Annotated in this window: 9 protein-coding genes; 3 read left to right on the top strand and 6 right to left on the bottom strand. The window is 71.1% G+C overall.

Going from position 1 to position 13,222, the window contains the following annotated elements:
* Positions 1 to 41: 41 nt before the first annotated feature.
* Positions 42 to 494 (bottom strand): MarR family winged helix-turn-helix transcriptional regulator, encoded by a 453-nt coding sequence (locus ACFMRZ_RS14895; RefSeq protein WP_400179627.1) that lies wholly within the window; start codon positions 492 to 494, stop codon positions 42 to 44.
* 91 nt (positions 495 to 585) lie between these two features.
* Here ACFMRZ_RS14895 and ACFMRZ_RS14900 point away from each other — a divergent pair, with 91 nt between their 5' ends.
* Complete coding sequence (locus ACFMRZ_RS14900) at positions 586 to 837, top strand: mycoredoxin (RefSeq protein WP_280277202.1); 252 nt, start codon at positions 586 to 588, stop codon at positions 835 to 837.
* Between the two features lie 19 nt (positions 838 to 856).
* Here the strand turns inward: ACFMRZ_RS14900 and nudC are convergent, their stop codons facing one another.
* The gene (gene nudC / locus ACFMRZ_RS14905) at positions 857 to 1,783 is read right to left on the bottom strand and encodes an NAD(+) diphosphatase (RefSeq protein ID WP_280277203.1); all 927 of its coding nucleotides are present in this window, start codon (positions 1,781 to 1,783) and stop codon (positions 857 to 859) included.
* Between the two features lie 61 nt (positions 1,784 to 1,844).
* Positions 1,845 to 2,900, bottom strand: coding sequence for a potassium channel family protein (locus ACFMRZ_RS14910; RefSeq protein WP_400182857.1), 1,056 nt, complete (start codon positions 2,898 to 2,900; stop codon positions 1,845 to 1,847).
* Positions 2,901 to 2,997: 97 nt separating this feature from the next.
* Between ACFMRZ_RS14910 and ACFMRZ_RS14915 the strand changes: the two genes are divergently transcribed.
* Positions 2,998 to 3,390 (top strand): hypothetical protein, encoded by a 393-nt coding sequence (locus ACFMRZ_RS14915; protein WP_400179628.1) that lies wholly within the window; start codon positions 2,998 to 3,000, stop codon positions 3,388 to 3,390.
* A gap of 4 nt (positions 3,391 to 3,394) precedes the next feature.
* Here the strand turns inward: ACFMRZ_RS14915 and ACFMRZ_RS14920 are convergent, their stop codons facing one another.
* On the bottom strand, positions 3,395 to 7,588 hold the full coding sequence (locus ACFMRZ_RS14920; RefSeq protein ID WP_400182858.1) for an ATP-dependent helicase: 4,194 nt from the start codon (positions 7,586 to 7,588) through the stop codon (positions 3,395 to 3,397).
* Between the two features lie 50 nt (positions 7,589 to 7,638).
* Positions 7,639 to 11,139, bottom strand: coding sequence for an ATP-dependent helicase (locus ACFMRZ_RS14925; RefSeq protein ID WP_400179629.1), 3,501 nt, complete (start codon positions 11,137 to 11,139; stop codon positions 7,639 to 7,641).
* A gap of 275 nt (positions 11,140 to 11,414) precedes the next feature.
* On the opposite strand from ACFMRZ_RS14925, the gene ACFMRZ_RS14930 reads away from it, so the two are divergent.
* Entirely contained in the window at positions 11,415 to 11,975 is a 561-nt protein-coding gene (locus tag ACFMRZ_RS14930) for a TetR/AcrR family transcriptional regulator (protein WP_400179630.1), read from the top strand.
* An 18-nt stretch (positions 11,976 to 11,993) separates the two neighbouring features.
* On the opposite strand, the gene ACFMRZ_RS14935 is transcribed toward ACFMRZ_RS14930, so the two are convergent.
* Entirely contained in the window at positions 11,994 to 13,112 is a 1,119-nt protein-coding gene (locus tag ACFMRZ_RS14935; RefSeq protein WP_400179631.1) for an alpha/beta hydrolase, read from the bottom strand.
* Positions 13,113 to 13,222 lie beyond the last annotated feature (110 nt).

Here is a 13,222-nt window from a genome sequence, read left to right on the forward strand (position 1 = left end):
AGATATCGACGGACCGGTGCGGATCGACCGCGCGCCAGGGCTCAGCGGTCGCGCAAACGGCGCAGCGCACCGGCGAAATTCGGGACCCGATCGCCCAGGGGACCGAAGAACTCGCTGTCGCAGGCCTCCACCGCGACGGTCGCCCGGTCCGCGAGCGCAACGCCGGATTCCGTCGGGATCAGGGATCTGGCGCGGCGGTCGTGCGGGTGGTCGCGGCGTTCCACGAGGCCCTTCTGTTCGAGGGCCCGCAATACCTGGGAGGTCATCATCGGGTCGGTGGCGGCGTGGGCGGCGATGTCGCGCTGCATCACCGGCTCACCGTTCGCGTCGGCGAGCCAGACCAGCGCGGCCAGCAGGACGAACTGCACATGTGTGAGGCCGAACGGCGCGAGTGCCGCGCGCTGGGCGGCCTGCCAGCGGTTGGTCACCTGCCACAGCAGCAGCCCGGGGCTCTCGTCGGCGTGCTGGAATCCGGAGCGCAGTCGATGCCTCACGCGCCGACCATAGCCCGCGAGATCGCCGCGCTCATCGTTGCTTCGGCAACCCACGGGAACAGGTTCGGCGCGGCCGATGTTGAATGCTGGCGTGACAGCTACCGACCTGACCATGTATTCGACGACCTGGTGCGGCTACTGCCGGCGGCTCAAGAAGCAGCTCGACGAGTCCGGCATCACCTACACCGAGGTCGATATCGAGCAGGATCCCGCGGCCGCCGAATTCGTCGGCAGTGTCAACGGCGGCAACCACGTGGTGCCGACCGTGCGCTACGCCGACGGCTCCACCGCGACCAATCCCTCTCTGGTGCAGGTGAAACAGGCTCTGGCCGCCATCGCCTGACGGCGGCCCGAGCGGCGAATCAGTCCTCGGCCGCCCAGGATTCGATGATGCTGCGGGCGATCGAGATCGATCCCGGCAGGAACAGACGCTGCTCGGCGACGGCGTCGGAGTCGCCGATCGGCGCGCCCCACGCGCCGGCCTCCAACGCTTGGCGTACCTCGTCGCGGGTGAACCAGTGCGCCTCGACGATCTCGCCGTCGGTGAAGGTCAGCGGCTGCTCCGGGTCCGCGACGGCGGCGAAGCCGAGCATGAGCGACCGCGGCAGCGGCCACGGCTGGCTGCCGAGGTAACGCACCTCCCGCACGGCTACGCCGACCTCTTCGAGGATCTCGCGCTCCACGCACCGCTCGAGCGACTCGCCCGCCTCCACGAATCCGGCCAGCAGCGAGAACATCTTCTCGGGCCAGACCTGCTGACGTGCCAGCAGCACCCGGTCGGCGCCGTCGTGCACGAGGCAGATGACCGCCGGGTCGATGCGCGGGAACTCCTCGTGCCCGGCCTCGCTGACCCGCGTCCAGCCCGCGTTGGCGGGCGCGGTGGGCGTGCCGTCGACGGCGCTGAACCGCGCGCGATCGTGCCAGTTCAGCAGCGCCAGCGCGGCCGCCAGGATGCCGAGGGTGACATCGTCGAGGTGCAGCAGGGTGCTGACGACCCGCAGGTCCATCAGCTTGCCGTCGATCTCCTCGTCGCGCACCGCCCACAGGTGGCTGCCGCGGTCGATGCCGAGGAAGACCGCCTCGGGGACCGGTTCGGCGGCCAGCGTCGTCGCCGGTTCCAGCAGGATCGATTCACCGTCGACACGAACCTGGCCGCGCCGGTTCATTCGCAGCAAACGAGCGCCGGGCCAGCCCTCCTTCAACGCCTGTTCGTCCGAGCGCAGCTCCTCGGCGCGGTCGAGCACGGAACGCGACAGCAGGGGAACGTCTTTCAGCTGAAAACCAGGCACGCTCCGAGCGTATCCCCCGGCGGCGACACGGGTGGCGGCGGTGGTGGGTGCCAGCCGGGCGTCACTTCTGCACGCGGCGAATGTAGAGCAGCCGGTCGCCGGATTCGAGCGCGTCCACCTCGGGCTCGTCGACGCGGATCAGCGCGCCGCCGCGGACGACGCCGAGCACGATGTTGCGCAGGTGCCGCGGCGAGCCGCCCACCTCGTCCGGTTCCACGTCGCGTTCGGCGATCGCGAAGCCCGCTTCCGGGGTGAGCAGGTCCTCGACCATGTCGACGACCTTCGGCGTGGTGGTGGCGATGCCGAGCAGCCGCCCCGCCGTCTCCGAGGAGACCACCACCGAATCCGCGCCGGACTGCCGCAGCAGATGCACGTTCTCCGCCTCCCGGATCGAGGCGACGATCTTGGCCTTCGAATTCAGCTCGCGGGCGGTGAGAGTGACCAGCACCGCGGTGTCGTCGCGGTTGGCGGCCACCACCACCGACGACGCGTGCTGCAACCCGGCCAGCCGCAGCACATCCGATTGCGCGGCCGAACCGTGCACGGTCACCAGGCCCGCGGTGGCGGCACGTTCCAGGGCCACCGGGTCGGTGTCCACCACGACGATGTCCCCCGGCTGCACACCGTCGCCCAGCATCGCGTCGACGGCGGTGCGGCCCTTCGTCCCGTAGCCGACCACCACGGTGTGATTACGCACCTTGTGCCTCCATCGCTGAATCTTGAACACCTGCCGGGACCGTTCGGTCAGGACCTGCAAGGTGGTGCCGACCAGGACGATCAGGAAAAGCACCCGCAGCGGTGTGATGACGATGATATTGATCAACCGGGCCTGCGGGGTGCTGGGCGTGATGTCGCCGTAGCCGGTCGTCGACAGTGACACCGTCGAGTAGTACGCCGCGTCCAGCAGCGACAGTTCGTCGCCTTGATTGTCGTGATATCCGTGACGCCCGAAATACACCACCAGCGTCGCGCCCACCAGCAACGCGACCGCGAACACCACGCGACGGGCCAGTGAAACCCATGGGCTGGTTTGTATTTCGGGAATTCGCAGAATTCCCACCAGGGCGTAGTCGGGGCGGTCGGTCAGGCGGCGGAGGCCGCGCGACGGCTCATCGATCACGGGGTATCACCGATTCTGTCCTGCACCACGGAACCGCAGCGTACCGGGCCGGGAACAGCTCGACACCGCGGCACGCGGATGGCATCGTTCAGGCATGACCACCGACTCTCCCGCGCGGCCGCGGCGCGCGCAATTGATGGCCGCCGCGTTGTTCGGCATGGGCACCCTGCATTTCGTCGTTCCGCGGCCGTTCGACTCGATCGTGCCGCCCGCGCTGCCCGGCAAGGCGCGCACCTACACCTATTGGTCCGGCGTGGCGGAGATCGGGGTGGCGACGGCGCTGGCCGTGCCGCGGACCCGGCGGCTCGGCGGGCTGCTGGCGATGCTGCTGTTCATCGCCGTGTACCCGGCGAATGTGCAGATGGCGGTGGACAGCGTCCGTAATCCCAAGGCGCCCTTGGCACTCAAGGCGGTCTCGCTGCTGCGGCTGCCGCTGCAGGTGCCCATGGTGCGGCAGGCGTGGAAGGTGCGTCGGGAAGCGGCCTGACGGCTCACTCGGTGTCCTCGTCTGGGGGCGCCGACCAGGCGGGCACGGTGGTCGTGAGGAACTCCGCCAGCTCCTCCGGGCCGGGCAGGTCGGGCGGGGCGATGGTGCGACCGGTGCGCACGTAATGGAATGCGGCCCCGATCTTTTCGAGCATCTCATGCTCATCGGCGCCCGTGCGGGTGGCCAGCAGGCGGGCCCAGGCCAGGCGATAGACGGCCAGCTGCATTGCCACCGCCGGTTCCTCGGCACGGGTGGGTTCGGCGCCGGTCTTCCAGTCCACCACCAGCCAGCGCCCGCCCGGCTCGGCGAAGACCGCGTCCATGCGACCGCGAAACAGCGTGCCCGCCAGCGACGTTTCGAACGCCACCTCGACCTCCACCGGGTTGCGATCGGCCCACGGCGAGGACAGAAACGCCTCCTGCAACCGGATCAGGTCGGCGTCGGCGCCGCCGCTGTCGGCCGCTCCCGGCAGTTCGTCCAGGTCGAGTAGCCGCGTCGCGCCGAACCACTGCTGCAACCAGGCGTGAAAAGCCGTGCCGCGCCGCGCGAACGGGCTCGGCGGATACGGCAGCGGCCGCCGCAGCCGCGCCGCCAGCTTCGCCGGATCGGCCCGCAACTCCACCAGCGCGGTAGCGGGCAGTTGCCCCGGCAACTCCACCTCCCGCGTCCCCTCCTCCGCGGCGAAGAATTCCGCGAGCAGCGCATCGACATCCGCCGCCCAGCCCTCGGGGTCGTCGTCGGGATCGGGGTCGGGGTCTTCCGCGCCGGGCGAGGTGGTCGCGTCGCCGGTGCTTTCGAGACCGGATGAGCCGCCGGGGGATTCGTCCGGGTCATCGAACAGGGACAACTGACCGGCCGGGCCGGAAGGCGCGTCCGGTGCGGGCGGCACGTCCGGGGCGGGCGGCACGTCCGAGGCGGGCGGCACGTCCGAGGCGGGCGGCACGTCCGAGGCGGGCGGCACGTCCGGAGCGGGCGGCACGTCCGGAGCGGGCGGCACGTCCGGAGCGGGCGGCACGTCCGGAGCGGGCGGCACGTCCGGAGCGGGCGGCACGTCCGGAGCGGGCGGCACGTCCGGAGCGGGCGGCACGTCCGGAGCGGGCGGCACGTCCGAGGTGGGCGGCGTTTTCGCCGCGGAAGGCGTGCTCGTCGCGTGCGATGTGTGAGTCGGTGGCGACGTATGGGAGGCGGGCATCGTCGTCGGGGGGTTCTCGCCGGGGCGGGGTGGGCGGCGGAGGTCTTGTTCGGGTGGGAGCGTGGTGAGGGCTGCGCGGACGAGGGCGGCGCCCTCCTGTATTGCGGTGCGGCGCTTGCCCAGTGGGTCGCGGGGCCATTCGGCGGAGGCGGGGTCGTCGGTGAAGGGGTTGGCGGCGTCGGTGGCGGGGGGATCGGCCCACACGTCGACGCGTACCGTCGCGGCGGGGGTGGCGTCCGGGTCTTCGACGACGCGCTTCAGGTCCAGCAGGAAGTCCGACGGGCCCTTGGGCGTCGACCCCGTCTCGGCCCAGTGGTGCGCCGAAACGAACAGTGCGCGTTCGGTTCTGGTCAGCGCCACGTAGAACAGGCGGCGCTCCTCGTCGAGCCGCCGCCGATTGAGGGCGTCCTTGTGCTGCTTGATCGCGCGGTCCAGATCACTACGGTCGTACAGGTCCGAGAGATCCAGCACGGGCACGCCATCGCCCGCGGCCATATCCCGGCCCGCAACCCGCCCACCAGCGTCGCCGGTAACGTCCGCGTCCCCAGCCACGACGGCAGCCACATTGCTCGCCGCAGCGCGACCGTCCATATCGCGCTGGCGATCGCCCCGTAACGAGGTGGGGAGTTCGGCGAGGGCGCCCAGCCAGCTGCCCGAGGCGGCCCCGGAAGGGAACACTCCGCGCGACACGTGCGGTACCGCCACCACCTCCCATTCCAAGCCCTTGGCGGCGTGCACGGTCAAGACCTGGACACGGTCGCGGGCCACCTCGATTTCGCCTGGCTCCAAACCGTTTTCGACCTCCTCGGCCGCGGCCAGGAAGGTCAGGAGCCCCGGCAGCGATGCGCGGTGGTCGCTCGCATAGTCGGAGACCACCTCGGCGAAGGCGTCGAGATGCTCACGGCCCGCGCCGCCGCCCGCCGAGGCGCGCCGCGCCTGGGTCTCGACGCCCACGCCGATGGTGCGCTCCACATCGGCGACCAGCTCCGGCAGCGACTGACCGCTGCGTTCCCGCAGGGCCGCCAACTCCCGGCCCAGACCGACGATGCGCTGGTAGCCGAATTCCGAATACTGTTCCGCCGGACCAGGATCGGCGATGGCGTCGGCGAGCCCGGCCTGTTCCGCCGGTTCCGGGGCCACCGAGCGCAAGGCTTGGGCCAGCGCCGCCGGGTCGGTGATCGCGGGCGTCTGGTCCGGCGGCCGGGTGATGGACAGATCGCGCGCCCGGCGGGCCAGCGCGGCCAGATCGGTCACGCCGAGACGCCAGCGGGCGCCGGTGAGGACGCGCACCGCCGCGCTGCCCGCGCCCGGGTCGGCGATCAGGCGCAGCGTGGCGACCACATCGGACACCTCCGGGGTAGCCAGCAGGCCGCCGAGCCCGACGATCTCCACCGGCAATCCGCGTTCGCGCAGCGCCTCCGCCAGAGGCGCGGCATCGGCGTTGCGGCGCACCAGCACCGCGGAGGTCGGCGGCGGCGCACCGGCGTCGGCATGCGCCTCCCATTCCGCCGCGATCCGCTCGGCCACCCATTCCCGTTCGTGCGCAACGGTTTCGGCGAGCGCCAGCGCCACCGTCCCGGAAGCGGCGTCCGGCCGGGGCCGCAACGCGTCGACGGCGACTCCGCCCGGAGCCTGCCGCAGCGGTTCGGCGATCGAGTTCGCCAGCTCCAGCGCCTCCGGCGGATTACGCCAGCTGGTCAGCAACGGCAGGATCGGCGCCGGAACCCCCGGCGCCACAGGGAAATCGGTAGCGAACCGAGGCAGATTCGCCGCCGACGCCCCACGCCAGCCGTAAATGGACTGCATAGGGTCACCCACAGCCGTCACCGCCAGCCGCTGCCCGGCAACATCCGCCGCCCCCACCTCCCCGACCCCCGAAACATATTCGGCACCCGCCGAACCCGCCGCACGCTCCCCCACCACCCACGTCTCGTCATCCACCCCGGCCTCCCCCACCGATGGAACGTCGAACTCGTCGAGAGTGGGCGCGGTATCGCCGGAAGGTGATTGGCGCTCAGCATATTTCGCGGGTTGTGACCGAGACGTCGGCTCCGGGGGCCGCGGCGTATCGCTCGGTGAATGGTCCTGCTCCGGTGAATGCGCCCGTCCGCGACCGGTGTCGACGCCTTGGGCGTTGTCCAAGTTGCCGAACAGGGCGGCGAGGAGGATGCGTTGGGCGTGGCCGGTGTCCTGGTACTCGTCCAGGAGGACGAGGCGGAAGCGGGCTCGTTCGGCGGCGCCCACCTCCGGGTGTTCGGCGGCCAAGCGGGCGGCCAGCGACATCTGGGAGCCGAAATCCAGTGCGCCGCGGCGGCGTAACTCCTCGCCCAAGCGTTGCACCAGGGGCAGTAGGGCCACTCGTTCGTGCTGGACGTTGAGGATTCCCAGCAGTTCCTGGCTGGGGCCGCCGCGCTGGCGCGGGCCCCGCGGGAGGGTCAGGATCAGTTTCTCGAGTTCGGTGTGCGCCTCGGCCAGTTGCTCGGGTTCGACCAGGTGCTCGGCCAGTTGACCGGACAGCGCCAGCACGGCCTCGGTGACCGACACCGGGGTGCGATCGGTGTCCAGGTCACCGTCCCAGCCGGTGACCACCCGGTGGGCCAGCTGCCACAGCTGGGTCTCGGTGAGCAGGGTGGCGTTCGGCTCCACCGGCAGCAACAGCCCGTGTTCGCCGAGCAGCCGACCGGCATAGGAATGGTAGGTGCTGATCTCCGGTTCGGAGCCGGACACCCGCGCACGCAGCCGGCCACTCGGATCGATCTCGCGCAGCAGCGGTGACCCGGCCAGCCGCGCCAGCCGGGTGCGGATGCGAGTCGTCAACTGCTGCGCGGCTTTTCGGGTGAAGGTCAGGCCCAGCACCGCGTCGGGCGCGACCAGACCGTTGGCGACCATCCACACCACGCGCGCGGCCATGGTCTCGGTCTTGCCGGCGCCCGCTCCCGCCACCACCAGTGTCGGGCCGGGCGGGGCCGCGATCACCGCGGCCTGCTCGGCGGTGGGCGGCGGCATACCGAGCGCTTCGGCCAGCCGCTCGGGTGTGATCCTGCCGCCCTGCCCGCTCACGTATCCGTCACCTGCCGCCCGGTGTCCTGCACGGGGCAGCTGCCCGAGACCGAGCAGTGCCGGCAACCGTCGTTGCGCATCGCGAGATAGCTGGGGCCGCGGGTGGCGGCGGCGGCCTGATGGATGGCGTCGCGCCACTGTTCGACGCCGTCCGCGTCCAGCGCGGTCTGCAACCGCTGGGCCGCGCCCTCCTTGGTGCTCGGCTTGGCGACGTAGACCAGCCGGGCGCCGCCGGGCTCGGCATCGGGCGAGCCGTCGTCGAGGGCGCCCGCGGCGGCGGCAACCTGGTAGGTCGCCAGCTGCGCGTGGTCCTGCGCGGCCTGCTTGGAGATCGGCGTCTTGCCGGTCTTGACGTCCACGATCACGAAGCGCCCGAACGCATCTCGTTCGACCCGGTCGACACGGCCGCGGATCCGCACGGCGTATTCCCCCGGCGCGCGGGCCGGGAGCACGCAGTCGACCGGCACCTCCACCCCCATCTGAGTGAGTTCGGTGCGGGTGTTGTGCAGCCAGGCCAGGAAGGTGTCCAGCATGGATTCGGTGCGGCGCAGCTCCTGCCGGGAATGCCAGCTGTGCGGGCCGTCGTCGGACGCGGCGGGGTCGACGGCCTTCCAGGCTCGCACCAGCGCGGCCTTGACCTGCGCCTCCGACACCTGTCCGGCCAGCGCCTGCACCAGCGTGTGCACCAGGTTGCCCTTGACCGCGTACGGATTGTCGCCGTCGCTGCCGCCGTGCCGTTCCAGCGCCCAGCGCAGCGGGCAGGTCTGCAGCAGCTCGACCGTGGACGGGGACAGCGCGACCGGGCCCTGGTCGTCCCCCCACAGCGGCAGCTGCGAGCTGAGTTCGGCGGTGCCGTACCAGTCGTCGGGATGCGCGCCGCGCACGCCCGCGCGAGCCAGCCGGGCCAGTTCGCGCGCCGCGCGCTGCCGGCGTCGCGGATTCTCCTCCGGATCGCATGCGGTGCCGCGCAATTCGGCGATCAGCGCCTGCATCACCAGGGCGCGGCCGGGGTCGACCGGTGCGGGGATGCGGCCCGGTTCGCTGGGATCGGCCGTCTCGTCGAGTTCGCCGAGGAACCGGGAGGGCACCAGATCCCGGTCGCCGCTGACCGATTCGACCGCGGTGACCAGCAGCGAGTGCCGCGCGCGGCTGCACGCCAGCAGCAGCAGGCGCCGCTCCTCGGCGAGGATCGGCGCCGCGCGGCTCACCCGATCGCCGGAATCGACCACGCCCGCAACGAGATCCACCAGATCCTCGATGCCCAGCAGCGTCCCGCGCGGGCGCAGATTGGGCCAGATCCCCTCCTGCACACCGGCTATCGCGACGACATCCCATTCCCGGCCCGCGGCGGCGTGCGCGCTGACGATGGCGACCGCGTCGCCCGGATCGGTGAGCGGCGCGGAGTCCTGCGGGATCTCCTGAAGCTCCAGGTATTCGACGAAGCCCTCGATGGTGGCGCGCGGCAGCCGATCGACGAAGGCGGCCGCGGCGTCGAACAGCCCCACCGCCGCATCCAGATCGCGGTCGGCCTGCATGCCGACCGCACCGCCGCGCTCGGACTGCCCGACCCAGCGCCGCTCCAGATTGGACGCCGTCCACAACGCCCACAGCACATCCTCGAGCCCCGCACCGCGCTGCGCCGCCTTCCGCGCCCGCCCGACCGCCTTCAACACCCGCCGCAGCGGCGCCGCCTCCACCTCGGTAAGCCGATCCAAAACCGTGAAATCGCCCACCCCCGCGATCAGCTCCCGCAACACCTCCGCCGACGACCGATCCAAATCCGGAGAATACGCGGAATCCACTGCCTCCCAAGCAAAGTCGTCATCCACAGCACCACCCCTGCCCCTACCCCTCGCCTCCTCCGCGGCGTTGGGCGCGCCCGCCGCTTCCCCGGCACCCTCAGATCCTTCGGGAGCATGAGGGATGTCGGCGCTCTCCAGCCCGGCGGCCCATGGATCGTCTGCGGCGCGGGGGTTTGCGCGCTCCAGGAGGGTGCGGCGGATGCCTCGACGGAGGCGGCGGAGGGCGATTTGGTCGGCGCCGCCCAGGGGGCCGGACAGGAGGTCGAGGGTGTCGTCTTCGGTGAACAGGTCGGGGCGGGCGCGGTCGCCGGAGAGTAGGGCGCGCAGGGCCAGCAGCATCCAGGCCGCGCCGCGGCGACGGGCCAGGGGGACGTCCGGCTTCGGTTGCAGGACAGGGACTCCGGCCGCCAGCAGGGCGCGGCGCAGCGGCGCGAGGGACAGCGGCACCGAGCGGACGATCACCGCCATGCGCGACCAGGGCACGCCGTCGGTCAGGTGTGCGCGGCGCAGGTGGTCGGCGATCAGGGCGGCTTCCTTCGCCGGGGTCGTCAGCACCCGCACCTGGACCTCACCGTCGCCCATCGCCGATTCCCTTGCGGCCATGTCGTTCTCGCGCCCGCCGAACCGCTGCGGCGCGCTGCCCGGCAGCCGCGCCGACACCCTGACCACGGCCTCGTGCACGGCACGGGCGCAACGATGGTTGTCCCGCAAGATGATTCGCCGATCCGCGGGGACATCCAGATCGGCGACGAAACGGGCATCCGCGCCACGGAAGGTGAACACGGACTGATCAGGGTCACCGGCCACCACCGTCGTCGCCGCGCCCGAGCCGACAGCGCGAATCAGTTGCGCCGCAAGCGGGTCCAGATGCTGCGCGTCGTCGACGAGCAGGCAGCGAACCCGCTCCCGTTCGGACGCCAGCAGATCCGGATCGAGCGCAAGCACATCCAAAGCGGCGCCGACGAGTTCCGCGGCATCCAGCGCTGGCGCGCTCGCCTCCGGCGCCTCGACGCCGACCGACCAGCGCAGCAGCATGGCCTGCTCGTAGCGTTCGGCGAACCGGCCCGCCGCCTCCCATTCCGGGCGGTCGTACCGGCTGCCCAATTCGACCAGATCCTCCGGCCCGAGCCCGCGCTCGGTGGTGCGAAGCATCAGATCCCGCAATTGCTCGGCGAATCCGATCGTGCCCAGCGCCGGTTGCAGTCGTTGCGGCCAGCGGTCGGTGTCGCCGCCGTAACCCTCCTGGATATCCGCCAACTCGCCGCGCAGCATCTCGCGCAGCACCACATCCTGTTCGGCGCCGGTGAGCAGCCGCGGCGGCGGATTGCCGTGCGCGGCGGCGTGGCGGCGCACGATCGCGAAGGCGTAGGAGTGCACCGTGCGCACCAGCGGCTCCCGGGTCGCCCCGGGCACCCCGCCGAACGCGGCGGCCAGTTGCCGGGTAACCGCGTTGCGCACCCGCAACGCCGCATGCTTGGAATGCGTCAGCACCAGAATCGAATCCGGGTCCGCGCCACCGGCGATCCGGTCGGACGCGATATCGGTGAGCAGCGCGGTCTTCCCCGAACCCGGGCCGCCGAGCACCTGCCAAGGCCGCCAGCCCGCCTCCGCGACAGCACCGTCGAACAGCGCACGGACCTCGGCCCCCCATTCCCGCACCCGGGGGGCCGTCTCGCCGCGACGCACCAATCGCACCGAGCTATCCGATCGCATCACGACCGCTATTTCAACAGACCCGTCCGACAGAAATGCGGCCACCGCAGCAAACCACGCGACGTATCCGCCCTGTGATAGGCATCGGGCCGCACCGTTATAGCCCCCTCGATTTTCACACCCGAACAGAATTCGAACATATATTCGAATCGATTCGCCGGTTGACACCCCTCCGGCGCGTGAACGCCGACAATTCTTGGCCGAAGGTCAAGATAGCATCGGAGGTTCGGTTGTCCGGTGAGTGATCGGGATTGGTGATGCCTCGTAACAGACGTCCGCAGGATCGTGAGGAGAAGCGCGCCGAGATCGTCGCCGCGGCGCGGACGCTGTTCACCGAGCGGGGGTACGACGCGGTGTCGGTGGCGAGCATCGCGCGGGCGGCCGGGGTGGTGTCCAATACGGTCTACTGGTACTTCCCGGACAAGGACGCGGTGCTGATCTCGGTGCTGGACGTGGTGCTGGCCGAGTCGATGCAGCGGTTCGAGGCGATCGCGGGGGCGGATCTGGCCGAACGACTGGTGTGGGTGGTGGATGAACTCGCGCAGCTGAGCGGATTGGTCACCACGGTCCATGCCCGTGCCGAGGAATCGGCGGTGGTACGGGACTGGCACGACCGTTTCCACGCATTGGCGGAGGGCCTGTTCCGGCTCGAGCTGACCGAACTCGGCCTCGCCGAGGCGGACTTGGACGCGGTGATCAGCATGGGGGTGTTCGTCATCGAAGGCCTGCTGATGCACTCGGCCGCCCGCACCGAGCAGCGCGCGGTGGTGTCGGCGCTGGTCCGCAGCATCCGCGGCCTTGCCGTGAGCACCGCCTGACCCGAGGGCCATGGTCGGTCAGTGCGGCTCGGCGGCGGTGTCGTCGAAATGGGTTGCCAGGAAATCGATTTGGTCGCGCACGGCGTGCTCGAAGTCGGCACCGACATAGATGTCGAAATGCGCGCACGGGTAGGTCCGGACGCGGACGTTGGACAGGCCGGCGGCGTGTGCGATGGTCGCGGCGGCGGGGGCGACCGCGTCGTGCTCACACACGCAGACCAGAGTCGGCGCGTTGATGCGGGCCATGGCACGACCGGGCCGGTAGAACGGCAGTCGCAACGCGAGCCGCGCCGACAGCGCGTTCGCGGCGGTGAAGCTCTCGCCGGGGCCGGTGAGCACACCCCAGATGGTGTCGCGGCCGATCCCCGCGGGCGCCGGTGCGCTGTCGCCGGTCAGCTCTAGGTGGCGCGACAGCTGCGCCCGCAGTCGCGGCAGCCGTCCCAGCGCGGCACTGGTGCGCGCCGACAGGCGCGTGCCGGGCGGGACGAGCTTCGAGGCGGTGGACACGGTGTCGGCCGAAACCAGGAAGGCCGGCAGCCACCAGGGCCCGGCCATCGGCACGAGCACCGGTCGCGCCCCGAACCAGGACCCGGCGAGGTCGAGCAACGCGGCGGCGACCAGGACGACCATGCTCAACGTTCCGGTGCGCGTCCGAGCCAGCATTGATGCCGGACCGTCGGTGAACGGGCATTGCGCCACCACGGCGGCCACGCGCCCGTCGTCGGCGGCGACCTGCAGCACATGCCCGCCACCGAAGGAGCTGCCCCACAACGCGATTCGATCGGTATCTACCTCGGGGAGCGTGCGGGCGAATGCCAATGCCGCGTGCCAATCGGCGAGCTGGCGGCCGATGTCGATCAGCTGGCGCGGCCGACCGCCGCTGGCGCCGAGATACCGGTAGTCGAACACCAGCACCGACCAGCCCGCCGCGGCGAACCGCTCGGCATAGGCATCCAGGCGCATGTGCCGCACGGCACCGAGCCCGTGGCCCATCACCACCAACGGCCGCGGACCCGCCGCGTCCGGGGTGTACAGCCATGCCGCGCACTCCTGCCCGCCGGAGACGAAACGCACGTCACGTCGGACAACTCCCGCACGCGCGGTTCCCGCGGCCGGAGTCGGTTCGGCTGCACCCATCGATGATTCCTCCCATCACCCTCTTCTTGATCTTCAATCAAGAAAGCGTGACGCAACGCTAGAAGCTTCTTGGCTGCCAGTCAAGATGGGAGGGATGTCACCGTGTTTCA

Source organism: Nocardia sp. N2S4-5 (assembly GCF_044628355.1).
Classification (GTDB): domain Bacteria; phylum Actinomycetota; class Actinomycetes; order Mycobacteriales; family Mycobacteriaceae; genus Nocardia; species Nocardia wallacei_B.